The sequence below is a fragment of the Membranihabitans marinus genome (assembly GCF_019802045.1).
GTDB classification, from domain to species: Bacteria; Bacteroidota; Bacteroidia; order Chitinophagales; family Saprospiraceae; genus Membranihabitans; species Membranihabitans marinus_A.
Genome location: NZ_JAHVHU010000019.1, coordinates 25,971 through 50,981 on the forward strand (window position 1 = coordinate 25,971; position 25,011 = coordinate 50,981).

A 25,011-nucleotide genomic window follows, 5' to 3' on the forward strand; every position below is an offset into this window, starting at 1 on the left:
TATTGATACCCATTAATTACCTGCGATGTCCAGATCAGATTACTCGAAATCCTTGACACATCGGAATCCCGTATGATTATAACTCGACTTCATGTCTCCTTTCATCCGTCGGGCGACCCGGTATCCGCTGCAATACGAATCGTTGCAAAGGAACGACCCGCCACGCAGTACACGTTTGGGAATCAAAGGTTCATCGGGATCCAAACTTGTTTCAGGTCCGCGTGGGTTGTATGCGATTTCCTCCGGTTTTTTTGTGTCGTAATACTCGTGGTGATAGAGATCAGCACACCATTCCCATACATTCCCCGACATATCATAGAGCCCATAGCCATTGGGTTTGAAGGTCCCCACCGGACTACTTAGATAGTAGCCATCCTTTTCCTCGTTATCATACGGAAAGTCTCCTTGCCAGTAATTCGCATGAATTTCGTTGTCGGTGTCCAGCTCATTCCCCCATGGGTAGACCGTATTGGAAAGACCGCCCATAGCCGCCCATTCCCATTCTGCTTCTGTGGGTAGCCGCTTCCCGGCCCATTCTGCATAAGCACGGGCATCTTCCCAGGAAATATGGGTGACCGGAAAGTGATCTTTCCCTGTGATGTCGCTGCCGGGTCCTTGTGGATGACGCCAATCTGCTCCGGTGGTCCATGCCCACCAATAACCGGGGTTGTTGAGTGGAACAGGACCGTCCGTGTTTTTAAAAATAAGCGAACCAGCTTTGAGTAAGGACTCATCGGGTTTTGGTGTGTTCGCCGGAAGTTGTTTTTTCATTTCTTCCCAGTCGATGTCTTTTTCTGCAGTGGTCACATAGCCGGTGGCTTCTACGAACCTGGAAAATTCAGCATTGGTTACTTCCGTGGCATCCATGAGAAATGAGTCCACACGGACCATGTGTTTGGGATATTCATCCGGATCCGCCTGGTCACTATTCGCTCCCATTTCAAACTCACCCGCCGGAATCACCACCATTTGATCGATAAGATCAGCGGGGTCCGCGTCGGAGTAACTGATTTTAGTTTCAGCTTTTGCCGAAAAGGCAGTTCTTTTGGACTCTTTTTGCTCGGATTGACAGGATAAACCCAGCAGTATGCTAAGTGTGATTAAAATAGATGTTGTTTTCATTATTTGTCATTTGTGGTTGGTCATGGATGAAGCAATCCCCCGTCCATGTACTGCGATACTCGTACTCTTTGCACCCCTCCTAATCCCCATTTTCAAAAAAGACGAAGTATTTTTTCCAAGGTATAATTTTAAACTCGATGAGCATCACCAGACCCAATAATAGATATTCTATAAATACAATCCAAATCCATTCTTGATAGGGCGAACTGCTGTAACTCAAATAACTGAAGGTAATCAAAAAGCTCCAAATGACCATATATCGGTAGGGAGAAAACAATCCAAAGGTCAATGGCAGCAACAAATACCAGGGATGGACAGTCGTACTGCTTAAAAGCATAATAGTAAAAATAAAAAGCGCTCGAACCATGATTCCTTTGTCATTGAGGTACTGCAGAATATACATAAAACCGTAGCCCATACCAGCAGCAAGAGCCAATACAGGACCGATCCAATAAATCATATTGTAACCGAAAATCTTAAAGCCCATCCATCGAAAGAAATAATAAAAACTGGCATTGAACTCAAAGGTCTGGACAAAAAGTCGAACACTCTTTATGTAGTTTCCTGTGTATTCAAAGATCCCCAATGACCCGTAAGCCAATGCTGATAAACCGATGATGATTAGCGTGGATGCAACAAACCTACGGATACCCAGTCTTTTCAAAAATAAAGGCAATAGTAGGATAATCGTAAGCTTCGTGAGAATGCCCGCTGCGAACAGCGCGCTAAATAACAACCATCGGCCTTTCATAAGCCACCAAAAACCGTAAAGAAAAAATCCCAGCATAATGACCTCTGCGTGCAGGTTACCCGTAAATTCCAGGATAACCAGCGGGTTCAAAACATACCACAAGGCATTTTTTTGCGGGTGCTTGAGCGCAGGGAGTAGTTTGAGCAACAGATAAATAATACCCGATTCCGCCGCTAGTATAAAGATGCGCATGAGGATGGCGCTCTGATAGATGTCGTCGGGTGTAAAAAAGGTCGCACTCCGATAAAACAACTGAGCCAGTGGGGGATAAACCGAAAAGTACTCTTTTGAATTGAGGTAGGGATAAATGGTTTCGGCCAGATAGGTAGGAACCACAGCCCCTTGCTCCATCAGTTCTGATGGGGTGTATGCATACGGCGAAACGCCCTGATTCGCTATTACACCATCCCAAAAAAACCGATATAAATCATCCGATAATCCCGGCCAGGCTAATAAAAGACCGAAACGACTTACAAGGCCTACTCCGATAAAAAAAATAAAATCGTGGTGATTGTTAACTCTCTTAAAGATCAGCAAAAACAAGCTAAAGGTGACTGTGTATAGCATTAGAAAAGGAAATATATCGGTCCGTGGCACCGTATAACCGATCGTCCAGATACAAAGCAAAAAAAGTACAGCCAGGAAATACTTCACTGAATTCGTAATTGTTCGGGTAAAGATAGGAAATTAGGAGGAAGAGGAAAGATCTGAGTTCAAAGACACAAGCTCAAAGCCCGAAAGCCTCAAGTGGATAGCTGAAAGGACCATGAGCGGCTGCCATCATTGGCATAGCGTCCTAAAGCCTAGAATACGAGGTCCTAACCCGCAATGGTCAAACGTCACCCAAAATTGGTCTTTGTAATATGTTCAATCTTGAAATGTAAGCAAATGATGCACTGCATAAGATGCATCATAACAGATTGACGTGGTTAATAAAGCGGGCTAATCCCTAAACGTGAAACGCCCTAATTCCCAACATCTTTTCACCTCAATACCCCGAAATTTTACTGCGGAGACTGTAGTAAAAGATCAGGCCAAAACCGGTTGCAAGAAAGATATGCAACACTATCATAGAGTAATTTTGTGTCAGCAAGCCCATGATTACGCCAAAAATAAAATACAGGCAGAAAAATCCTTCCCACATTGTCCCTTTGTCTATTTGACCGTTCAAGTACCCCGAAGTGGAGTATACATTGTTTTTTAGACTAATCTTCGGCGTTCGGATAAAAGGGCTTTTTTTACCTCGGTAACCCTGAATAACAGCCAGGGAATTGTGCAGGGACAAGCCCATGGATAGTGCCATGAAAGCCGGGAACAGTACCAGGAATCTCCAGATTTTGCGAGGATAAGAAATCTTTGTTTGATTATATGCATTCCCTACATTGGCTTGGTAAAAAGTGAACGTGATAGCAATGACCCCAATGATAAAAATCAAATAATAGCCCATATCAATGCCCAGACCATTGATCGCCCAAATCATGGGGACTGAAAGTACTGCCATAGAAAAGATCAACAGAAATATTGTTGAAGCGGTTAAATGGGCAGATGCATGTACTTTCTTCCAGAATGGCAGATTCGAATGCCAGATGACGGGCATGAGTTTGCGTGCGGTTTCCGCTCCCCCCTTCATCCATCGAAACTGTTGCGATTTATAGCTGAAGATTTCAGCAGGCAACTCAGCGGGCGCCCCGATGTCTTCGCGATAAAGAATTTTCCAGCCCCGGAGTTGGGCCCGGTAACTCAGATCAAGATCTTCGGTCAATGTATCTGCCTGCCATCCCCCGGCATCCTCAATGGTTGATTTACGCCATATACCGGCCGTTCCGTTGAATTGCAGCATATAATCGGCTTGGCATCGGGCACTTTGTTCGATCGTGAAGTGAACGTTGAGTTGGAAAGCCTGGACTTCGGTTATTAGCGAGTGATTTTGATTAAGATGTTCCCACCGGGTCTGCACCACACCGACGTTTTTATTATTAAAGCAGGGGATTGTTTTTTGCAAAAAATCTGGTTCTGGAAGGAAGTCAGCGTCAAATATCGCGATCAATTCCCCGTGTGCTGTACGCAGACCGTGTTGCAACGCCCCGGCTTTAAATCCGGTTCGGTTTTTTCGTGGTACCAAGTGGATGTCAAATCCTTTCTGGCGGTATTCCTTTACTTTACGCCGGCTGATTTCGAGGGTCTCATCCGTTGAATCATCCAGTACTTGAATTTCCAGTTTTTCTTTTGGATAATGGAGTGCACAGATGTTATCAATGAGTCGTTCCGCCACGTATTTTTCATTGTACATCGGAAGTTGCACGGTCACCAATGGAAGATCTGAAGATACCAGGCGGTCCTGGCATTTTTCTATGGCTTGGGGTTGCGTTTTATGTTTGCGGTAAGTGACCAGGAGCTCCAGCTGGATCAGGTTGTACAGTAGGATATAAATAAGGATGAGGCTATACGCGATAAAAATGATATAATACACTATTTCCATACTGGATTACTAAAGGTATTTAAAAATGGTCCAAATAATTTTTTGGCCAGCCAGAACTGAACCTTTTATCGTGCCGGACACTTTGGAAACCCCAATCCTTGGCCTGTAATTCACGGCAACTTCAGTGGTTTTTAGTTTCTGTTTTGCTGCTTTTACCTGCATTTCAACCGTCCAACCATAATTGGTGTCTTGCATATTGAGTGCGATCAGTTTTCTCCATTTAATGGCCCGGAAAGGTCCGAGGTCTGTAAAATGATATCCATAAAACTTCCGAATGAGGTAGGTGGCCAGCCAATTGCCGAATCGCTGATGCGGTTCCATGGCACCGCGCTCCTGATGGCCCAAAGCACGGGAACCAATCACCATATCCACGTCCCGGTCAATAATGGGGTTCACCACCTGAGGTAATTGTTCCGGAAAATCAGAATAATCACCGTCAATAAAAACGAGAATATCTGGGGATTGTTTCAAATTTTTAAGATATTCCATCCCGGTCAGGCAAGCGTTTCCATAGCCTTTTTTCACGGCATGAACGACCACGGCACCATGGTCTTCCGCAACCTGCCCCGTACCGTCAGAGCTATTGTTGTCACAGACGATGATGTGTCGTACCACATGCTGAGGGATGTCATCGATGACTTTCCCGATGGACCGTTCTTCATTGTATGCCGGTATGATGACGTCGATTATAGGGTTTTTCACATCAGTATATTTACATAGTCTACGGACTGCAAAGGTACCACTAATGAATAGTTTATTCCTTTGGAATGGATGGATATGTTGCTAAAACAGAATGTGGCCGGATGAACTGACTGCGGCTTGTGTTGCTGAACCTTTCGTGGTGGGGACAGAATCATCGGTGCACCTAGGACCTTGCCTATAGATTGCCCATTGTCCTCCGCATTGTGATCTCTGCTTGACTGTAAATTGATTCGCTCATCTTCAACAAAAGTGGATTGATCAACTGTGGTCTGTCTTTCATTCGGGGCTGTATTCAAGCATTTATTACTCCTGTTCCTGTCTCATTCCCCTGCAGATATTATTCAAGACCGCACAGGTAATTTAAAAGACCATAAATTGTGCGGGATAATGAATGCCCTGATGCAAAGTATGCGGTACAAGATCCGCTAAAACAACTGCGTTCTTTGGATAATCAGTCATGTGGAGTGGTATCATGTGGACTACTTTTCTTTATTTCGAAAAACCTTTGGATGTAAAAACAACAAAGGAGCGATTATTTTTATAATCTTTGCATCCTCTTATTCGTTATCAAACCCTCTATGATTCAACTTCAAACGACATATCCGGTTTTCCTCCTGAAGTGGGTAGGTGTCCTTACTGTATGGGCAGGACTTTTTTATTCTTGTCAAAAGGTCGAATTTGATACCGGAGCAGCGGTAAAGATCCATTTTTCGACGGATACGTTGACTTTTGATACTGTTTTTACACAGGTGGGATCCACGACCCGTTACTTCAAAATATACAATGAAAGCAACCGCTATGCCCGCCTGGATGAAATCCGTCTTGGGGAGAAATCATCGGTATTTCGGCTGAATGTGGATGGGTACCAGGGGCCTGTAATTCAGGATCTTGAGATTCCGCCCAACGATAGTGTGTATGTGTTTGTCGAGGTAACCGTAGATCCTGACCAACCGTTGAGCGTCAGTCCGTTTGTGATTGACGATCAGGTGGAAGTATCTACCGGAAGCGAGTCGTCTGTGATCACCCTGACCGCCTGGGGACAGAATGCGAACTACATTCCCGCCCTTAAAGCGGATCAGCGACAGGTGTTGATTACCTGCGATATGAATACCTGGACCTGGGATGACCCGAAACCATATGTCATTTACGGGGTGGTCATCATTGACAGTTGCACCCTGGATATCCCGGCGGGAACAGATGTTTATGTGCACGGCGGAAAAGTATTTAGTGACCAGGGATCTTATAATGATGGCGTGTTATTTATCGGAAAAAATGGAACGCTCAAATTGAATGGGACAGCCGATGATCCCGTTACCTTCCAGTCGGATCGCCTGGAAGCAGAATACCAGGATCGCATTGCACAATGGGGACGAATTCAGCTGGGAGCAGAAAGTAAAAACAATGTAATTACCCATGCCCGGCTGCGCCACGCCAATATTGGTATCCTGGTCGATTCATTGGCACAGTTATCCATTGATCATACGATAATCGGGTACAATGGAGCTGCTTCCCTGGCTGGCTTCAAGGGGATTGTTACGGGGAGCAACAACCTGTTCCATTCCTCTGCAGGAAATAATCTCCGGGTGGACTATGGAGGGTATTATCGGTTTGACTACTGTACGTTTGCCAATGTGGGATTTGGAGAAGAAGCCGTGGGCCTGACGAATTTTTTCTGTTTTCAGCGACAGGAAGATGGTCAATGTAGTGATCCCCGAGCTTCTATTCTCAATTTGGAAATGCGAAACAGCATTCTTTACAGCAGCAAGTCTGATGCATTGGCGATGTCCGATGCCACCAATGATCCTTCCTATTTTAAGGTGGATTTTAAAAACTCTGTGATTCGCATGGATCAGCTGCTTGAAGACAAATATTTTCCCGATTTCCTCAAAGACTATCCCACCGTGACCAACTATAAATATGGAGATCCTTTATTTTTCGATCCCGGAGAATATGACTTTTCCCTGGATACCATGTCGATAGCGCGTGATCTGGGACAACCTTTGCCTGGCGTAACCGACGATTTGATCGGTCGGCTTAGAGATATCCAAACACCGGATGCCGGCGCGTATGAATTTGAGTGAATGAGACAGGATTAATCTGCACGCTGTAATCTTAGGCCCTTGCTTTTTTAAACGGAACCCCAATCAACAACACCAGTCCGATAATAAAATAAATGCCCAATGCCAGCACACTGTTGCGCATGCTCCCGGACAATTGATCGATCAGGCCAAATGAAAAGGTTCCGAATACGATCGCTGCTTTTTCCAGTACTTCATAAAAGCTGTAAAAAGAATTGAGGTGGGTTTCTTCCTGACCTTCAAGAAGTTTGGAGTAGGCTGCCCGGCTGGTGGACTGAATTCCACCCATGACCAGCCCCACGAGCATAGCGACCAAATAAAACTGCACGGGATCCTGGACGTAATAGGCCAGGACGCATACCCCCATCCAGATAATCAACATTAGGATCAGTGCTGTTTTATTGTTTTTTATTTTGGAAATCCAAGCAAACAGATACGCTCCTCCGATCGCCACGATTTGCAAGATGAGAATAAGAATAATCAAATTGGCTGTAGAAAAGTCCAGTTCTTTTTCGGCAAACGTAGCCGCCAGGAACAACACGGTTTGCACCCCGGCACTGTAAAAGAAAAAAGCCGCCAGGAACCGAGTCATTTGCTTTTGTGGCCACAAAACGCGCAAAGCTATTTTGATCCGATCCATACCTTCTCGAACTATACTTTTGGTCGGTCTGATCCGGTCCGGGGGTAATTGACGAAAAGGGATTTGAGCAAATCCAATCCACCAAACTCCCACCATCAAAAAAGAAATACGAGCTGGAAGATCACCATCGGGCAATCCAAAAAAAGAAGGAAACTGGATCATCATCAGATTGACCACCAACAACAGGACACTTCCAAAATACCCATAAGCAAAACCCTGCGCACTTACTTTGTCATACCGGTCCGGCGTGCTGATGATAGGTAAATACGAATTGTAAAATACTTTTCCCCCGTCAAAACCGATCTGGGCACCCATAAACGCCAATATACCGATCCACAAAGTATGGACACCGGTAAAAAAAAACAGTAACATGCACGATATTGACCCCAACCAGGTGAATGTTCTGAGAAAGGCTTTGCGTCGGCCACTATAATCTGCGAGCCCGGATAAAAAGGGCAGCGCAATAACAATGATCAAATAAGCAAAGGAGATGGTGTAGGAAAATAAGGCACTGTTGTTGATGTGCATCCCGAACATCGGAATGACATCGGGGGTGGTTTGTAAGAAGTACGCCGGAAAGATCGCCACAGATATGACCAGCGCAAATGCCGAGTTGGCCCAGTCAAAAAATGCCCAGGCACGAATGATTCTTTTATCGTTTAATTTTATATTCAAAAATTTATTTATATTTTCCTTTCCGTTTTAATCCTCCCTCGCTCAAAACGGATTGAGCGCTTTGGCGGACGAGAAAAGTTCAATTGATTGAACAGCGCTCTGGCAACGACAGGGTCATTTATTTATAATCAATTAAGATGCCGCAATAGCTCTGCGCTGTGGTATTTGATTAATTTCAGCGAATGAAAATAGCAATTCTTTCCAGAAGTAGTGCATTATATTCTACTCAAAGTTTGGTCCGCGCCTGTCTTAGAAAAGGACATGAGGTGGAGATCATCGATCATATGTCCATCGATTTGTTGATTTGTGAAGGCAAATTACAGATTAAGTCCAATGGATTACCGATCGGCCATATTGATGCAATTATCCCTCGAATAGGTAGTTCAGTAACGAGCCTAGGTACGTCCGTTATACGTCAGTTTGAGATGATGGGGGTTTTTTCCGCGACCTCCTCGGATGCATTAACACGTTCGCGGGATAAATTGAGTTGCTTACAGTACCTGGCCTCGCAACACATATCCATTCCTGATACCATGGTCATGAATTACCTCCAGTTCAATGAACACTTCTTCAAGGCACATATGAAATTGCCCGTAATTGTCAAGTTGCTGGATAGCACCCATGGTTTGGGGGTGATGATAGCCAATAGCTCCAAGAGTACAGAAACTATCCTGGAAACACTGTATCATCTCAAACAAAAAGCACTTTTACAACAATTTATCCGAGAGTCCGCTGGTTCTGATATTCGCGTGCTGGTGGTTGATGGTCGAATCGTAGCCGCTATGCAACGCCAGGGGGTGGAAGGAGAATTTCGGTCCAATCTGCACAGAGGAGGAACAGCCCGCATGATCCGGTTGACACCGCAGGAACAAAGTATTGCCTTGCGGGCGTGTGAAGTCCTTGGGCTCGGCATCGCCGGGGTAGATATCTTGCGAGGGAATGACAAGTCCTATGTACTGGAGGTCAATGCTTCTCCTGGTTTGGAAGGGATCGAAGGAGCTACGGGCGTCAATGTAGCAGCGCGGATCGTGGATTATGTGGAAAAGGGTTATCGCTTAAAAAACAAAGCAAACTATGCAAATCGGTCAGTATAAAATAAACCCTGGTGAAAACAAAGAAATCAATCTATATGTCGGTGCATTGCCGACCGGAACCGGTGTTTATGTCAAGTCCCACATTTTTAGGTCTCAAAAACCGGGACCTACCATGCTCGTATTGGCTGGAATGCACGGTGATGAAATCAACGGAATCGAAATTGTTCGACAAGCCATATTTTCAGGCTTGTTCGATGATCTGATTGCAGGAACTGTGATTGCTATTCCCGTCCTCAACATTTATGGATTTATGAATTTTTCCCGTTATGTCCCCGATGGGAAAGATGTCAATAGAAGTTTTCCGGGAAGTGCAAACGGCTCCTTGGCTTCCAGGGTGGCACATATGATGACGAAGAAGATATTACCTCTGGTCGATTTTGGAATTGATTTTCACACCGGTGGGGATAGCCGTTTCAATTATCCCCAGGTGCGTTATACCATCCGGTCCGAAGCATCCCGTGAACTAGCCACCATTTTCAATGCACCCGTTTTGCTCGAAAAATCGACGATTGCCAAGACATTGCGCGCAGAAGCCCGATCCCGGAAAATTCCGGTTATCGTATATGAAGGAGGCGAATCACTGCGGTTGGATGGACACAGCATCGAGGTTGGGCTGGATGGCATCAAGCAAATCCTCCAAGCCAAATCGATGCTCGATCCCGGATTTGCTTATGGTGCCAGGTTTCATGACTTTAAGCGATCAACCTGGATCCGGGCACATCAGTCTGGTATATTCGTATGGTCCGAAGGGTCTGGCAGACCGGTGAAAAAAGGCGATATTTTAGGATCAATCTATAATCCCAACGGAACGGAGAAGACCACTGTTGTAGCTCACAAACCTGGATTTTTAATCGCACACAATAATATTCCGGTGGTCAATATAGGAGATGCATTGTTTAACTTGGCTTATTAAGGGGAAAGGGGAAAGGGGAAAGGGGAAAGGGGGATCTCCAAAGTGCAGCGTTCCAACAATCAAAAATCAACAACTAAAATAGATGAATAGAATAATTTTTTTAGCCAGCTGTCTGATTGTTCGGATCGGATGTTACGCACAGGAGGATCCGGCAGTCGAACTTTTGAACCCGGATTGCATGGAAGCGGGTTCAGCGAGTATAGTTGTTTATGACCTGGACGAGCAAGAAGAAGTGTACAGTTTCGACGCCCAACGCGCCTTGCCGACAGCATCGATTATGAAGCTTTTGACGACTGCGGCGGCATTGCATCAGCGGGGAGAAGACTTTCGGTATCACACCACTGTGGGCTACACGGGATCTATAGTGAATGGTGTATTGGACGGTGATGTTGTGGTGGTAGGAGCAGGAGATCCGACACTGGGTTCTTCTTACTTTGAGGATTCGTGGCAGGTCGCTCAGGTAGCAGACAGCTTGTGTCGTGTATTAAAAGATTTGGGCATTGAAGCTATTACCGGCGGAATTATCCTGGAAACACACGCATCCCCTGGTCAGCATGTGCCGGGTGGATGGCCCTGGTCGGACCTGGGAAATTATTACGGAGCGGGACACTTTGCGATCAATATCAACGATAACGAGTATAAGATTTATTTTAAGCAAAACGCAAAGCCCGGTCAGGAGACCGAGATCTTGCGTGTGGTTCCTGAAGGAAGCCTGAAGATTAAGAATGAAGTGCTGACCGGTCCGCCGGGGAGCGGCGACCAGGCATATGTGTATGCCGCACCGTACTCAGAGCAAGCGACGATCCGTGGAACCATACCTCCGGGAAACGGCAGTTTTTCAATTCGAGGGAGCCTGACGAACCCGCCACTTGCATTGGGAGACGAACTACACAAAGCCCTGGAAGAATCGGGGGTGCTTCCGGGCCGGTCTCCAATGGTAAACGCTAATCCTTCGAAGACAGTGACCCCTTTATTTGTCATTTCTTCACCGCGATTATTGGACATTGCGCAGATCACCAACTATCATTCCGTCAACCTGTATGCTGAAGCACTGCTTAAACTGCTCTGCAAAGATTCCGATAAGTCGGCTTCGCAGTTCGGGTGTGGCTTGAAGACGCTGCGAAAATTATGGGTCAGCCAGGAAGTGGAAGGGGACCAACTGTTTTTTCGAGATGGTAGCGGTTTAAGTCCTCGCAATACGGCATCTGCGATGGCCTTCACTTCTGCACTGGAATCCATCTATCAGGACAAGGCATGGTATGACGCGTTTTTAACCACGTTGCCCGTGATGGGGCAGGAGGGTACCTTGCGATACATGCTACGGGGTTATACGGGAGCTGGAAAAATCCATGCTAAAAGTGGCTATATCGGCCGACAGCGCAGTTATGCCGGATACATGGTGACCGAAAGTGGACGACACTTGGCCTTTTGTGTCATGCTGGATAACTATGGGTGTTCGTCAACCAAAATGCGGCAGCGAATTGAACGTTTTTTGCTTGGGTTTTTGAAGGAGTAGGCCAGGGAACCCAGCGGGCTGTTTTTGATCGGGCCCAATGAATCTGTAATCTTTAAGGTACGACGGTTAAAACCGACTTGTACTGTTTATATGGAGCCGCTAAAGGGGTTATTGCAAATTTTGCATCGTCTGTGCGAGATCTTTGGCAGTAGTAGTATTCTTAATGTTACCGTTCATAATGAATAAAAAGATGGACGATTAGCGATGCACTAAAATACGTTGTTTGTACTCTTTTATGGACGGCGGCCATTTTACATGGCCATGCTGATGCCTATATCGATCTAGGCATCACGAATATTTCAAACAATTACGATTCCACCAAAGCTTCCTTTTGGATCACTTGATCACGGCCTGGTCCATTGGAGACTATAGATGCTTTAACCCCTGTTTGTTCTTCGATAAGCTCAACGTAATTCCGGGCATTTTCTGGTAGATCTTCAAACTTCTTGACGCCAGTGATGTCTTTATTCCATCCTTCCATGGCACGGTATTGGACTTCAATATCCTGTGCCTCCAGATCGTAAGGGAGATCAGTTGTTTTTTGGCCGTCGATGATGTACTCTTCCCCAACCATAAATGGATCAAATTCGCTCAACACATCCAGTTTGGTAATAACCAGCTGTGTGACCCCGTTGATCATGATGCTGTAGTTTAACTGTGGAAGATCTAGCCAGCCGCATCTTCTGGAACGACCTGTGGTCGCACCAAACTCATGGCCAATTTCCTGAAGTTTCTGACCATTCTCATCAAACAACTCTGTGGGAAATGGGCCACTGCCTACCCGGGTACAATAGGCTTTGGTAATGCCTATGACTTCTTTGATTTGAGAAGGCGCGATTCCGAGCCCGCTGCACACACCACTGGTTGTCGTATTTGAAGAGGTGACGAATGGATACGTGCCGTATTCAATGTCCAGCATGGTTCCCTGAGCTCCTTCTGCCAGGATATCTTTTTGATCTTTCAAAGCGCGGTTTAGAATATACTCAGCGTCAATGTGTGGTATATCCTTGATGTTCTCAAGGCTTTCGAACCACCGATCTTCTTCGCCTTTAAGATCAAAATCTACTTCATCATACATTTTGTAGAGTCGCAGATGTTTTTCTTTCAGTTTGGTGTACTTTTCCCGAAATCCAGGCGCAAATAGATCTCCATAGCGCAGCCCATTCCGTCCTGTTTTGTCCATGTAAGTGGGACCAATTCCTTTGAGTGTGGATCCTATTTTAGCCTTCCCTTTGTCGGCTTCAGAAGCTTTATCGAGCAGTCGATGGGTCGGTAAGATAAAGTGTGCCCGGTTCGATATCTGCAGCTGTTTGCGCACTTGTACGCCTTCCTGCTCCACATTGGCGATTTCTTTACCAAGGATGACCGGGTCGATGACGACCCCTGCGCCGATGATGTTTTTGATATTTTCCCGAAAAATTCCAGATGGAATCGTATGGAGAACGTATTTTTTATTATCAAATATCAGGGTGTGGCCAGCATTAGGCCCGCCCTGAAACCGACATATAAAATCATAATTCGTGGCCAGACTGTCCACGATTTTCCCTTTGCCTTCATCGCCCCACTGGAGGCCTAATATCACATCTACCGACATATGGTATTGAATTAGTAGTTGATTAAAAAAATCAAAGCGCAAATTTAAGATATATAAACCAGAATACCGCTTAAAAATGGTTTTTATGAAGGTTTTTCATCACAGCCATTTTTACAACGACCGTATAAATTGAGGTTGTGGTGGGTAATTTTGAAATCCATCAGGTTGCCCATCATGTTTTTTATTTCCTGAATACGAGGATCGCAAAACTCCATGACCTTCCCGCAATCCACACATATAATGTGATCGTGCTGCTTAAAACCAAATGATTTTTCGTATTGAGCGAGATTTTTACCAAATTGGTGACGCTTGATCAGGTCGGAGCTCACCAGGAGCTCCAGGGTGTTGTACACCGTAGCGCGACTGACCCGGTAGTTTTGATTTTTCATCTGAATATACAAGGCTTCTGCATCAAAATGATCATCACGGTTGTATATTTCCTTGAGGATGGCATAGCGCTCCGGAGTTTTACGGAGTTTGTTCTTTTCCAGGTGTGTAGTGAAGATTTGCTTAACCTGTTCGTATATTTCTCTGTTCTTTTCTTCTGATACCATATTAATTCATTTATTCGATTCTACTCACGTTGGATATCCCATCCATGCTTTTAAGTGATTGCATAATAAGCTGCAGTTGATGTGTGTTGTGAACCAAAAGGCTGATTTTTGCTTCAAAATAACCCTCCTCTCCCTCGATGTGAAAGGACCGGATGTTGAGGTTAAATTTATTGGAAATCAATTTGGTCAGGTTTTGAATCACGCCCACCCCTTGATCGATTCCTACGATCTTTAGATCTGCAACAAACTCTTTGTCCATATTGTTTGCCCAATCGGCTTTCATAATCCGGTATCCATAGTTGGAGAGTAAATGTTGGGCATTGGGACAATTGTATCGGTGGATTTTAATCCCTTCTTTGGTGGTAATGAAGCCAAATATTTTATCGCCATTCACCGGATTGCAACAGTTGGCAAACGAATACTGAAATTTTTCCCCAGGTTCGTCGTTCAGCAAAATTACGGGTTCAGCCCGTTTTTTTCTGGACTTTTTTGTCAACGGCGGTGAATGGACTTTTGACTCCTCTTTCGATTCTTGTTCCAGAATCTCGCCATCTTCTACTTCTATTTTCTTAAAGATGTGAGGTATAGAAATGTTGTCCTGTGCGATGTCATAATACAGATCGGCCCGGGTGTCGTAGCCGGCTTCTTCAACAACGATATCAATGTTTTTCTCAAAATCTAATTTCAGATTTCTGAGTTTTCTTTGCAAAGCTTCTTTTCCCAGCTCCCCAATGCGTTTCTTTTCTTCTTTGATGGCTGATTTGATCCGGCTCCGGGCTCTGGGGGTGACCACCAATTTAAGCCAGTCCTCTGTCGGTTTTTGATTTTTGGAGGTGGTGACATGAATTTGATCACCATTCTGAAGCTCATAGCCCATGGGAACCAGCTTTTTATTGACCTTGACTGCGATACAGTGGTAGCCGATGTCGGTATGAATACTAAAAGCAAAATCCAGTGCCGTGGCTCCTTTGGGCAGGACTTTTACTTCACCCATAGGGGTGTAGACAAAAACCTCCTCGCTGAATAAGTTGTTTTTAAAATCATTGATAAACTCAATCGCATCTTTTTCTTTGTCCTCCAATATTTCGCGGATGCTGTCGAGCCAGGGATCGAAATGGTTGTGGTTGCTGATTCCTTTGTATTTCCAGTGGGCAGCAAACCCTCTTTCGGCCACTTCGTCCATACGTTCTGACCGGATCTGGACTTCGACGTACCGGCCTTTCGGACCGATCACCGTGGTGTGTAGGGATTCGTATCCGTTGGATTTTGGCGTGGATATAAAGTCCTTTAACCGCTCTGGTATCGGGGTGTGAACATCAGTGACGATCGAGTATATCTGCCAACATGTTTGTTTTTCAAGTTCATGCGGAACATCTACAATAATCCGTACCGCAAATAAATCATAGATTTCCTCAAAAGGAACATTCTTCTTTTTTATTTTATTGTAAATAGAGGAGATGGACTTGGGCCGGCCTGTAATGCGGTAGGGAACATTCAGACCATCAATGCTTGAACGGAGGGGGTCGATAAAAGCTTCGATGTATTCGTCCCGTTCAGTTTTGGTCTGGTTGAGTTTTTTGGCGATTTCTTTATAAGTGTCCGGTTCCACTACCTTTAGGGAGATGTCCTGGAACTCGGTCCGGAGGTTGTAAAATCCAAGCCGGTGAGCGACAGGCGCATAAATATAACTGGTTTCCGCCGCTATTTTTAGTTGTTTTTCACGAGGCATGCTTTTGATCGTTCGCATATTGTGCAAACGGTCTGCCATTTTGATCAGTACCACCCGAACATCAAACAGAAGGGTACTGAGTACTTTTCGGAAATTTTCAGCTTGTGGGGTGTCGGTCTGGTATGATTTAGCCAGTTTGGTCAGACCATCTACCAATAAGCTGACTTTTTTACCAAAAACAGCTTCCAGGTCTTCCAGGGTGACCGATGTGTCCTCGACCGTATCATGCAAGAGTGCTGCCATGATGGCCGTAGGGCCCAATCCCATTTCGTCGACGCATATCCGAGCCACTTCGATGGGGTGGAAGATAAAAAGTTCCCCCGATTTGCGTTTTTGATCCGCGTGAGATTCACTTGCAATTTCAAAAGCTTTTCGGATCAATACCTCATCCTCGCCATCCATCTTGCCTTCGAGGGATTGCATCAGCCCGTCAAACGCAGCCTGAACTTCCAATAACTCTTTGTCCTGATATGTGACCTTTACAGCCATAAAATTAATTCTAAGTCATTTATCCTTACATGTGAAACCTCCACCCGCTTGCAATAGTTCATTCGTCACCAGAATAACCGATTCACTTGTATGATTGAAAGTAAAGAAATAAAATCAAACGTAGGTAAGATGGCGAAGGTATTAACCATTATTAGAATTGCTAGCGTTTCAGAGTAAGATTTTGGTCGGTATCCGGAAAACAACTTTTGTAGAAGATGTTCGCTGCGATTTATGCCATTGGTGCTCGGCAGGATCCATGTTGCAAGCCATTCATTCACTTTTCGGTGTGTTGATGTGAAAATAATTCGCCGTTTGATTTTATATTCGGCAATATCATCTTATATTTGCGCTCTGTTTTGAAAAATAGTATGCGGGTGTGGCGGAATTGGTAGACGCGCTAGACTTAGGATCTAGTGCCGCGAGGCTTGGGGGTTCAAGTCCCTCCACCCGCACTTTTTTGATATTAGAGCGCTTCGCTTTGAGGAGTTGGGACGCTTTGTTTTTGGGGTTAGGACTCTTCACTTCTGGATTAAAAGAAATGTGCTTATCAGATGTTTTTTTGAATACAACAAGTTTCAAACCAGAAGACGTATACTTCAAGCGACAAGCCTACACCCTGCGGATCTTCTCAATAAAATAACATCTAAACAAAATTTCATTAATGAATATTGACTTCACAAACAACGATGATCAGACGGCTTTGATCGAAGTAACGGTTGAACCTCAGGATTATAAAGAGGACTTTGAATCGGAAATTAAAAGTTACCAGAAGAAAGTAAATCTGAAAGGATTTCGAAAAGGGAAAACGCCCAAATCCATGATACGGAAAATGTATGGTTCTTCTGTCCTGACGGAGATTGTGACTAAAAAACTTCAAGATGCCCTGTTCGAATATCTTGACAGTGAAAAAGTGGATGTATTGGGGCAACCCATTCCTTCCGAGGATCAGGAACCTTTGGATTTTAAGGTTGGAGAAGACTTGTCGTACTCCTTTAAATTTGATCTCGGTCTGGTTCCTGATTTTGAGCTGGCAGGAATCGATGATTCATACCATTATTACGATGCAGTTATTTCTGACGAGGTTATAGATCAACAGATCGATACCCTGCGTCGTCGGGGAGGTACGCGGGAAAGCGTGGAGTCAGATTTTGAAGAAGACGATTTGATTTCATTCAATGCGCGCGAGATGGAAGCGGGTGAAGTGAAAGACAATGGACTGGAAACCACCTTCGAGGTGATGGTAAGTATGATGGAAGATGAATTTAAGGAAAAGGTCCTGGCGGCGAAAGTGGGGGATGCCATCGAGTTTGATATATTCAAAGTTGAAAAAGATATGTCGGACGAAAAGGTGCGAAAATATCTGATGAACCTGGACGAAGAGGAAGCAGACCAGGAAGTCAATCCGGAATTTCGAGGTGAAATTGTGGACGCAACCCGCTTGATTAAAGCGGATCTGGATGAAGAATTCCTGACCACGGCCTTCGGAGAAGAGGTCAAAACAGAAGAAGAAGCCCGCGAATTTATAAAAAAAGATCTTAAACAATACCTGGATGAACAGGCGGATTCACTGTTGTTTCAGGAGGTCCATGATAAATTGATGGAGGAAACGGAAATCGATATGCCGGATGCGTTTTTGAAACGATGGATGCTGCATAATCAGAATGAGGATGGATCAGAACCGATGACAGCAGAAGACATTGAACAACGGTATGATGATCAATTCAGGGAGTCACTTCGGTGGCAGCTGATCTCAGATAAGATCTTAAAGAAATATGAGGTCACCGTAGAAAAAGAAGAGATATTGGAAGAGTTGGGACGACGGATTCAGCAGTATATGCCCGGACAACAACTCAATCAAGAAGTTTACAATCAAATATTGCAGTCGTTGGCTAATGATGAAAAACAAGTTCAGGATGCGCACGGTCAGATCCGAACAACAAAAATGTTCAAGGCTTTGAAAGTAGACCTCAATTTGGATAAAGAGGAGATTTCTCAGGACGATTTTGAGGCCAAATTAAAAGATATCGCTGAAGCGAGACAGCGGGAAGCGGAAGCCTCCCAAGCCAGTCAGGACGATCTGGAGATCGGGGAAGAAGAATAATTAACACGGAATCTAAACCATTCACGAGACCACTCGTTTCGTATCTACAATGACTGGGTATGGCGCTGGACGAATAAACAATTTCGCCACTCAGTTTTTATCCATTTAAAATCATATTGATGAATTACGGAGAAGAATTTAAAAAATTTGCGGTCAAAGATCAAGGTATTAATTCCGCACATTTGGACAAAGCAATGGGTGTTCTGGCTCCCAATATACATGGTTTTACACCACAAGTGATCGAAGAAAGAAAAATGAATATAGTGGGGATGGATGTCTTCTCACGACTGATGATGGATCGTATTATTTTTCTCGGCGTTCCGGTTAATGATTATGTGTCCAATGTGGTGCAGGCACAGTTGCTTTTTTTGGAAAGTACTGATGCGAGCCGGGATATACAGATGTTTATCAATAGTCCGGGTGGATCCGTGATCGACGGTATGGGGATATACGATACCATGCAATATGTGAATCCTGATATTGCGACCATTTGCACAGGACTCGCTGCATCGATGGGTGCCGTATTGCTTTGTGCCGGAAACAAAGGAAAGCGGACCTGTTTGCCGCACAGCCGTGTGATGATTCACCAGCCATCCGGAGGGATGCAAGGACAGTTTTCTGACATGGAGATCTCGTACAACCTGATCAAGCAGTTGCGTAAAGAGCTCTATACGATCATGGCAAAACACACCGAAAAAACTTTTGAAGAAATCGAGGCAGACAGTGACCGGGATAACTGGATGACTGCCAAGGAGGCCAAAGAGTATGGATTGGTGGATGAAGTGTTGGAGCGATCCCAGTCTTAAGGATTTCCAGCATGCGGATGCATCCGGCCGCACATTGCCGGATGCATAGAAAGGATACAGCGACCATTTAGCTGTGCGGTAAACGGGACGAATGGGCCCGAAGACCATTAATATAGTATTCGATAATCAATAATCAATTCCGATGGAAGATCAAGTAAAATGTTCATTTTGCGGACGTACTAAAAAGGATGCTCTGGTACTTATCGCTGGAATCAACGGACATATATGTGAGTTGTGTGTAGAACAGGCGCACGATATCATCCATTCCGAACTGGAAGACTCCAAGTCGGACGACACCTCCGTAAAATCATACGGCCAACTTCCGGCTGGGATGACACCCAAATCGATCAAATCATTCCTGGATGATTATGTCATCGGTCAGGATAGTGCTAAAAAATATTTGTCCGTCGCCGTTTACAATCACTACAAACGGATCTCTCAAAAAATGATAAACAAAGATGATATTGAAATCGAAAAAAGCAATATCCTCTTTGTCGGACGAACGGGTACCGGAAAGACACTGATGGCCAAGACCATCGCCAAATTACTGAATGTACCTTTTACGATCGTCGATGCTACCGTGTTTACAGAATCGGGGTATGTCGGGGAAGATGTGGAAAGCATTTTATCTCGATTACTGCAGGTCTGTGACTACGATGTGGAAGCGGCTGAAAAAGGGATTGTTTATATCGATGAACTTGATAAAATTGCCCGGAAAAACGACAACCCGTCCATTACGAGAGATGTATCAGGCGAAGGCGTCCAACAGGGCATGCTTAAGCTTCTGGAAGGTGCTGAAGTGAATGTGCCACCCTATGGAGGACGAAAGCATCCGGAACAGCGAATGATTACGATCAATACGGAGAAAATTTTATTTATCTGTGGTGGTGCTTTTGATGGGGTCGAAAAGATTATATCACGGCGTATGAATACATCTGTGATCGGATACAAGTCCAAAGATCAAGCCATGAGAAATAACGAAAATATCCTGGAATATGTAAACCACCACGACTTGAAGCAATTTGGGTTAATCCCGGAGTTGCTGGGGCGAATTCCGGTACTGACCTATCTGAACCCACTGGATCTTGATGCATTAGTTGCTATTCTCACAGAGCCTAAAAATGCATTGATCAAACAATATCAGAAATTATTTGAATTGGAAGGCGTGGAACTGGTTGTCACGGAAGATGCGGTTCAGTTCATCGCAGAAAAAGCCCTGGATTATAAATTGGGGGCGCGTGGTTTGCGGAGTATATGTGAAGCGATCATAACCGACGCCATGTATGAAATGCCATCCCAGGAAGATGTTGATAAGTTGGTCATTGACCGGGCATATGCTGAACGTGAATTTGACAAATCAAAAATAAAAAAACTGGGTGAAGCAGCCTGAGTAAATAATTAAGTGGTATATTAGCACTGAAATTAACAAAAAGATGGGTAAGCCGGATGTCGTCAGATGTCCGGCTTTCTTTTTTTGTGCCTGGATGCCGGACCGGCTGCTGATTCATCAGTCAATAACTTATGGAATCAGCCCCTGAGTGTTATATATTATAAACTATAATTTTTATCTTCACCTGCCAAAATTATACGGATCCGATGCCTGAATTGTCAAAGCGTAAAAAAGATAAAATATTCGAAGAAGAACTTTTGCCGAATATTGATGCACTTCATACGTTTGCCTATCATCTGTCTTTTAATGATGATGATGCGAAAGATTTGGTTCAGGAATCGTTTTTAAAAGCCTATCGCGCACTAGATTCCTACGAACCTGGAACTAATGCGAAGGCCTGGTTGTTCAAAATTCTGAAGAACGCTTATATCAACGAGTACCGTAAAAAAGTTCGGCGGCCCACAAAAGTTGATTATGAGGATTACATCGGGTATCAGGATCGGGAAGATCAGGCAAGCATTGAGTTTCTGGATTTGCGGGAAGAGATCTTCGACAATCTGATCGGTGATGAAGTTACTTCGGCTGTAAATTCACTGCCGGTGGATTTTCGAGCGGTTATCCTCCTGTGCGATGTGGAAGGATTTACCTACGAAGAGATATCAAGAATTATTGATATTCCCATTGGTACAGTGCGGAGCAGGCTACATCGGGCACGGAATATGCTCAAAGAAAAATTGGCGTCCTACGCCCGTCGGATGGGGTATGAGGATAAGCGGGGCCAACGGAAGATCGAGAATGCCCTGGAAAGAGAACACCGGGCAGGTGATGAGGTGTCTACCGAGGAAGAGTGAGAATCATGGTTAAAAGAAAGAAATAAAACAATTGAATAATGGATAATGGCAACCTTCCGAAAAGCAAGGTTCAGGAACAAATTTCTCTTTATTTGGATAATGCGCTTGATCCGGACCAAAAACAAGAATTTCAACATCAGATTCAAGAGGATCCTGCCCTGAGCAAAGCTGTGGAAAAAGAAAAACACTTTCGGTCTTTAATCCGAAACAAGCTCGACCGCCCCAAACTCGAACCAGACTTTGTCCAGTTTATTAAGAATAATATCCACTAACCCGAACTTATTCTACATCACATTTAATCTTTTATTTACAGGGTCGATAACAGCTGCTCTACTTGCTCTTTGGGGTAAATCTTCTTCACCTAGCCCGCAAAAGTCAAACGTCACCCAACATTGGGCTATGAAATATGCCCAATTTTGGAATTTAAGCAATTGATGCACTGCATATCATGGATCATAATAGATTGACGTAGTGAATAAAGCGGGCTAGAAATGGAGGTTTGAATCAGCTCCAGAAAGTATATTGTAAGGCGTTTTGCTCTTAGTGTGTTTCTTTTCTTATCGGCTAAACCCATATTGGGAGGATATCTAACACTCTGGGCTAAAGCACGGGGACAAAACAGCTTTCTAAAGACTTCCGGAGTATACACAAGACTTTCGAATGATATTTATCCGGCCCGTGACAAAGAAATCATTGCTACTCTGAATAATGTACATCTTCCGTCACCACCTCTGCGCGCAATCTTTGCGCCCGTCCAAATATGTCTTTTTTATTTTCCAGCCGGAGTACGCCACGCGGACATACAGCTGCACATACCCCACACCCCACACAGGAGGCACGAACCACATCCTGACCACGCTGTGCATACCATCGGACATCAATTCCCATTTCACAATACGTGGAACAATTCCCGCAAGAGATGCATTGGCCGCTGTTGGATGTAATACGGAATCTGGAAAAATATTTTTGCTGGATGCCCAAGATGGCCGCCATTGGACAGCCGTACCGACACCATACGCGATTGCCCAGCAACGGATAAAAACCGACGCCAATCACACCGCTGAAGGTGGCACCGATCAGAAATCCATACCAGGCTCTGATCTGATATGTATCGAGAAATAAAATCTGGCTCTTGCCGCTAAAAAAAGTATATAGAACCAAACCCGTCATAATGACTACAAAGACCAACACCGAATGAATCAGGTAACGTTCGATCTGCCAGGCTTTAAGGGACTTATCGGAGAGATGTCGAAATGGATCTCCGGCCGTCTCAGCGAGTCCGCCGCAACCACATACCCACGAACAATACCATCGTTTTCCGTAATAGTAGGTCAATATGGGTGTGATCACAAAAGTCAACATGATTCCCCACACCAGCGTAAACATACCGAGCTTTCCACCCTCCAACATGCCATTCAAGTTCCATTCATAATAAAAAGAATAATGTAGGGGCCAGATGTTTTTAAAATCTTTGTTGTAGTACGGCGTGGAAGCATTGAGCCCCTCCAGTATTTCCGGAAGAAGAAAAGCAAAAACCAATTGGAAAAACATGACCGACAGCGTGCGAATCGTATGATAGCGACTGTGTCGGTATTTTAGTAAAAATTTTATTCCAAAAAACAAAATAGCAAAAGTGTATAGCACCCCATATACGAACCATTGAGAAGAAGGCTGACCTTTGAGCGCCTGACTCAGTGGATCAAAAAAGTGGACAATTCCTGTATTTGGTCCATCCTCGTGCAGTCCCAACACCTGGGGATACCAATATAAAAGAACATAAAAAGCGGTGAGAACTACCCCCAGTACCCAGCCTAAAAGCCCCCGATTGACCAGTGAATCGAACCAGACCCCATCGTTTTTTATACCGGGTTCGGTATTCTTATACAATTCTACAGAATACCAGGTCACACCGATGGCCATCAAGGTCAGCGAACCATACAAGTACAATGGTTGGTATAGAGCCTGGGTAAGGTTGAACAAAGAAATAACCATAAACAGTAAACCTACTCCTCCCAGTGCAACGGCGGTTTTTTGCTGCCAGGTGACAAAATGAGGATTTGGGTTGGCTAGAGAAATGTTCGAATATTTCATGCGATGCGGCTATTTTGGCGTTTAGCGAATTGCTGCTTGATTTCGGGGTAATATTTTTTATGAAGTTCAGGATCAAAATGGGCGTGTCTCATTTCCTGTACCACATGATCGATGGTCGCACCTCGTTCAATCCATTGGGTGCAGACATCCATTTTCCAGCGAATACCCAAAACATTCAAACCGATAATTTGACGAGTCTCAGTATGATAAACCATTCTCAGAGCGGCATCTTTGGTGGCGTGTTGCCAAAAAAAACTCTCGAATGGTGGACCGATGACCGGGGGTACTTCCCCGTAGACCTGGTACTCGAGATTGATGAACTTTGCGGAATTAAACCAGGTGCCGGGTTGATATTTGACCCGGTGCCCTGTCAGTGTATGCGCTATGGTTTCTCCCATAATCCGACCAACGTACCAGACCGCTTCAATGGGTTGGCGTCCCGGCGGTGGGTTGCGCAGTTGTGCACAATCTCCTATTGCATAAACATGTGGGACATTGGTCGCCAGGTATTCATCCACTAAAATGCCCCGGTCGGTCTCCAGTGGAGTATTCGAATCCAGCCACTTTATATTGGGGTGTACACCTGCTGTCAAACCCACAAATTGACACGGTAGAACCAGCCCGGAGGTGGTGCGTACTTCAGTCACTTTGCCCGATGCGTTTCCTCCGATTTCACCGAGTTCGGTGTTTAAGTGTAATTTTATGCCGATGCGCTGGATTTGATCATTGACCATCTGCGCTTCATCCGGCGGCAGAACATTGTCCCAATAATTTTCTTCACGCACCAACATAGTTACCTCTTTGTCCCGGCTGTGCAACATTTCTGCCAACTCTATCCCGATGAGCCCGCCACCTACAATGACGGCCTGTTCTATTTCTTCACTGATGGCTTCCAGGCGTTCGAGGTCCTGATAGGAATACAGCCCAAATACGTTTGATAGGTCTTGGCCGGGCCAGCCAAATTTATTGGGGCATGACCCTGTTGCAATGACAAGTTCATCATACCTCATCCGAGTCGACTCTTCGTTCGTGGTGTGTGGCCCTGCCGGTATCAGATGAAGCGATTTTTTATCAAAATCTATATGGGTTACTTCGGCCCGGCGGAGCTCTATGTTGTTTTTTTTCCAAAACCAATCCTCATAAGGCTTTGTATCCTGATACCGCATATGTCCCATGTAGATATACATCAGTGCCGTACGGGAAAAGAAATAATCCGTTTCCTTGGAGATAACAATGATGGTGGATTGTGACCGCTTACGTATATGTCGCGCAGCAGTAATACCGCTGATTCCATTCCCGATAATGACTATTTTTTGCATTTTCTCCGTTTAGCGATCATATTATGGAAAATATTAATATATTTGTCGTGATGACAAGGAAATATATGCGTCCTTATTGTCATGAAACCGTTAAAATTCTCAAAATTCCGGGTCGTG

General features: G+C 44.7%; 19 protein-coding genes and 1 tRNA gene. 10 read left to right on the forward strand and 10 right to left on the reverse strand.

Going from position 1 to position 25,011, the window contains the following annotated elements; genetic code table 11:
- Positions 1-39: 39 nt before the first annotated feature.
- The 4 genes from KUV50_RS17145 to KUV50_RS17160 form a co-directional block, all read right to left on the reverse strand.
- Positions 40-1,122: a formylglycine-generating enzyme family protein gene (locus tag KUV50_RS17145; protein WP_222581421.1), complete on the reverse strand. Its 1,083-nt coding sequence runs from the start codon at positions 1,120-1,122 to the stop codon at positions 40-42.
- Positions 1,123-1,201: 79 nt separating this feature from the next.
- Positions 1,202-2,440, reverse strand: coding sequence for a polyprenol phosphomannose-dependent alpha 1,6 mannosyltransferase MptB (mptB, locus tag KUV50_RS17150; protein ID WP_222581422.1), 1,239 nt, complete (start codon positions 2,438-2,440; stop codon positions 1,202-1,204).
- Between the two features lie 421 nt (positions 2,441-2,861).
- Positions 2,862-4,352, reverse strand: a complete 1,491-nt coding sequence (locus tag KUV50_RS17155) for a cellulose synthase family protein (RefSeq protein ID WP_222581423.1) — start codon at positions 4,350-4,352, stop codon at positions 2,862-2,864.
- 9 nt (positions 4,353-4,361) lie between these two features.
- Entirely contained in the window at positions 4,362-5,054 is a 693-nt protein-coding gene (locus KUV50_RS17160) for a glycosyltransferase family 2 protein (RefSeq protein ID WP_222581424.1), read from the reverse strand.
- 578 nt (positions 5,055-5,632) lie between these two features.
- Here KUV50_RS17160 and KUV50_RS17165 point away from each other — a divergent pair.
- Positions 5,633-7,135: a hypothetical protein gene (locus tag KUV50_RS17165; protein WP_222581425.1), complete on the forward strand. Its 1,503-nt coding sequence runs from the start codon at positions 5,633-5,635 to the stop codon at positions 7,133-7,135.
- Between the two features lie 31 nt (positions 7,136-7,166).
- Here the strand turns inward: KUV50_RS17165 and KUV50_RS17170 are convergent, their stop codons facing one another.
- Positions 7,167-8,447, reverse strand: coding sequence for an MFS transporter (locus KUV50_RS17170; RefSeq protein WP_261395359.1), 1,281 nt, complete (start codon positions 8,445-8,447; stop codon positions 7,167-7,169).
- Between the two features lie 182 nt (positions 8,448-8,629).
- Between KUV50_RS17170 and KUV50_RS17175 the strand changes: the two genes are divergently transcribed.
- The 3 genes from KUV50_RS17175 to dacB all read left to right on the forward strand — a co-directional run bounded on the left by KUV50_RS17175 (position 8,630) and on the right by dacB (position 11,970).
- Entirely contained in the window at positions 8,630-9,541 is a 912-nt protein-coding gene (locus KUV50_RS17175) for a RimK family alpha-L-glutamate ligase (RefSeq protein ID WP_222581426.1), read from the forward strand.
- A complete protein-coding gene (locus tag KUV50_RS17180; RefSeq protein WP_222581427.1) occupies positions 9,522-10,454 on the forward strand; it encodes a succinylglutamate desuccinylase/aspartoacylase family protein in 933 nt (310 codons plus the stop codon). Before KUV50_RS17175 ends, KUV50_RS17180 begins: the two co-directional genes overlap by 20 nt.
- Before the next feature lie 82 nt (positions 10,455-10,536).
- A complete protein-coding gene (gene dacB, locus KUV50_RS17185) occupies positions 10,537-11,970 on the forward strand; it encodes a D-alanyl-D-alanine carboxypeptidase/D-alanyl-D-alanine-endopeptidase (RefSeq protein ID WP_222581428.1) in 1,434 nt (477 codons plus the stop codon).
- A gap of 307 nt (positions 11,971-12,277) precedes the next feature.
- On the opposite strand, the gene KUV50_RS17190 is transcribed toward dacB, so the two are convergent.
- The 3 genes from KUV50_RS17190 to KUV50_RS17200 all read right to left on the reverse strand — a co-directional run bounded on the left by KUV50_RS17190 (position 12,278) and on the right by KUV50_RS17200 (position 16,336).
- Positions 12,278-13,564: an adenylosuccinate synthase gene (locus tag KUV50_RS17190; protein WP_222581429.1), complete on the reverse strand. Its 1,287-nt coding sequence runs from the start codon at positions 13,562-13,564 to the stop codon at positions 12,278-12,280.
- A gap of 83 nt (positions 13,565-13,647) precedes the next feature.
- Positions 13,648-14,118 (reverse strand): Fur family transcriptional regulator, encoded by a 471-nt coding sequence (locus KUV50_RS17195; protein ID WP_222581430.1) that lies wholly within the window; start codon positions 14,116-14,118, stop codon positions 13,648-13,650.
- Positions 14,119-14,128: 10 nt separating this feature from the next.
- Positions 14,129-16,336: a RelA/SpoT family protein gene (locus tag KUV50_RS17200; RefSeq protein ID WP_222581431.1), complete on the reverse strand. Its 2,208-nt coding sequence runs from the start codon at positions 16,334-16,336 to the stop codon at positions 14,129-14,131.
- A gap of 370 nt (positions 16,337-16,706) precedes the next feature.
- On the opposite strand from KUV50_RS17200, the gene KUV50_RS17205 reads away from it, so the two are divergent.
- The 6 genes from KUV50_RS17205 (at position 16,707) to KUV50_RS17230 (ending at position 21,756) form a co-directional block, all read left to right on the forward strand.
- Positions 16,707-16,788, forward strand: a tRNA-Leu gene (locus KUV50_RS17205).
- 209 nt (positions 16,789-16,997) lie between these two features.
- Entirely contained in the window at positions 16,998-18,437 is a 1,440-nt protein-coding gene (gene tig / locus KUV50_RS17210; protein WP_222581432.1) for a trigger factor, read from the forward strand.
- 119 nt (positions 18,438-18,556) lie between these two features.
- Positions 18,557-19,243 (forward strand): ClpP family protease, encoded by a 687-nt coding sequence (locus tag KUV50_RS17215; RefSeq protein ID WP_222581433.1) that lies wholly within the window; start codon positions 18,557-18,559, stop codon positions 19,241-19,243.
- A 142-nt stretch (positions 19,244-19,385) separates the two neighbouring features.
- Positions 19,386-20,633: an ATP-dependent Clp protease ATP-binding subunit ClpX gene (gene clpX, locus KUV50_RS17220; RefSeq protein WP_222581434.1), complete on the forward strand. Its 1,248-nt coding sequence runs from the start codon at positions 19,386-19,388 to the stop codon at positions 20,631-20,633.
- 206 nt (positions 20,634-20,839) lie between these two features.
- Positions 20,840-21,484 (forward strand): sigma-70 family RNA polymerase sigma factor, encoded by a 645-nt coding sequence (locus KUV50_RS17225; RefSeq protein ID WP_222581435.1) that lies wholly within the window; start codon positions 20,840-20,842, stop codon positions 21,482-21,484.
- Between the two features lie 38 nt (positions 21,485-21,522).
- Positions 21,523-21,756 (forward strand): anti-sigma factor family protein, encoded by a 234-nt coding sequence (locus KUV50_RS17230; protein ID WP_222581436.1) that lies wholly within the window; start codon positions 21,523-21,525, stop codon positions 21,754-21,756.
- A gap of 424 nt (positions 21,757-22,180) precedes the next feature.
- Here KUV50_RS17230 and KUV50_RS17235 read toward each other — a convergent pair whose 3' ends face one another.
- Positions 22,181-23,575, reverse strand: coding sequence for a 4Fe-4S binding protein (locus tag KUV50_RS17235; RefSeq protein ID WP_222581437.1), 1,395 nt, complete (start codon positions 23,573-23,575; stop codon positions 22,181-22,183).
- Positions 23,572-24,894 (reverse strand): NAD(P)/FAD-dependent oxidoreductase, encoded by a 1,323-nt coding sequence (locus tag KUV50_RS17240; protein WP_222581438.1) that lies wholly within the window; start codon positions 24,892-24,894, stop codon positions 23,572-23,574. Before KUV50_RS17240 ends, KUV50_RS17235 begins: the two co-directional genes overlap by 4 nt.
- Positions 24,895-25,011 lie beyond the last annotated feature (117 nt).

Excerpts from the sequence above, each read along its gene's own strand:
- KUV50_RS17145 (WP_222581421.1), bottom strand. The coding sequence starts at position 1,122 with ATGAAAACAACATCTATTTTAATCACACTTAGCATACTGCTGGGTTTA.
- mptB (WP_222581422.1), bottom strand. The coding sequence starts at position 2,440 with ATGCTATACACAGTCACCTTTAGCTTGTTTTTGCTGATCTTTAAGAGA.
- KUV50_RS17155 (WP_222581423.1), bottom strand. The coding sequence starts at position 4,352 with ATGGAAATAGTGTATTATATCATTTTTATCGCGTATAGCCTCATCCTT.
- KUV50_RS17165 (WP_222581425.1), top strand. The coding sequence starts at position 5,633 with ATGATTCAACTTCAAACGACATATCCGGTTTTCCTCCTGAAGTGGGTA.
- KUV50_RS17175 (WP_222581426.1), top strand. The coding sequence starts at position 8,630 with ATGAAAATAGCAATTCTTTCCAGAAGTAGTGCATTATATTCTACTCAA.
- KUV50_RS17180 (WP_222581427.1), top strand. The coding sequence starts at position 9,522 with ATGCAAATCGGTCAGTATAAAATAAACCCTGGTGAAAACAAAGAAATC.
- dacB (WP_222581428.1), top strand. The coding sequence starts at position 10,537 with ATGAATAGAATAATTTTTTTAGCCAGCTGTCTGATTGTTCGGATCGGA.
- KUV50_RS17190 (WP_222581429.1), bottom strand. The coding sequence starts at position 13,564 with ATGTCGGTAGATGTGATATTAGGCCTCCAGTGGGGCGATGAAGGCAAA.
- KUV50_RS17195 (WP_222581430.1), bottom strand. The coding sequence starts at position 14,118 with ATGGTATCAGAAGAAAAGAACAGAGAAATATACGAACAGGTTAAGCAA.
- KUV50_RS17200 (WP_222581431.1), bottom strand. The coding sequence starts at position 16,336 with ATGGCTGTAAAGGTCACATATCAGGACAAAGAGTTATTGGAAGTTCAG.
- tig (WP_222581432.1), top strand. The coding sequence starts at position 16,998 with ATGAATATTGACTTCACAAACAACGATGATCAGACGGCTTTGATCGAA.
- KUV50_RS17215 (WP_222581433.1), top strand. The coding sequence starts at position 18,557 with ATGAATTACGGAGAAGAATTTAAAAAATTTGCGGTCAAAGATCAAGGT.
- clpX (WP_222581434.1), top strand. The coding sequence starts at position 19,386 with ATGGAAGATCAAGTAAAATGTTCATTTTGCGGACGTACTAAAAAGGAT.
- KUV50_RS17225 (WP_222581435.1), top strand. The coding sequence starts at position 20,840 with ATGCCTGAATTGTCAAAGCGTAAAAAAGATAAAATATTCGAAGAAGAA.
- KUV50_RS17230 (WP_222581436.1), top strand. The coding sequence starts at position 21,523 with ATGGATAATGGCAACCTTCCGAAAAGCAAGGTTCAGGAACAAATTTCT.
- KUV50_RS17235 (WP_222581437.1), bottom strand. The coding sequence starts at position 23,575 with ATGAAATATTCGAACATTTCTCTAGCCAACCCAAATCCTCATTTTGTC.
- KUV50_RS17240 (WP_222581438.1), bottom strand. The coding sequence starts at position 24,894 with ATGCAAAAAATAGTCATTATCGGGAATGGAATCAGCGGTATTACTGCT.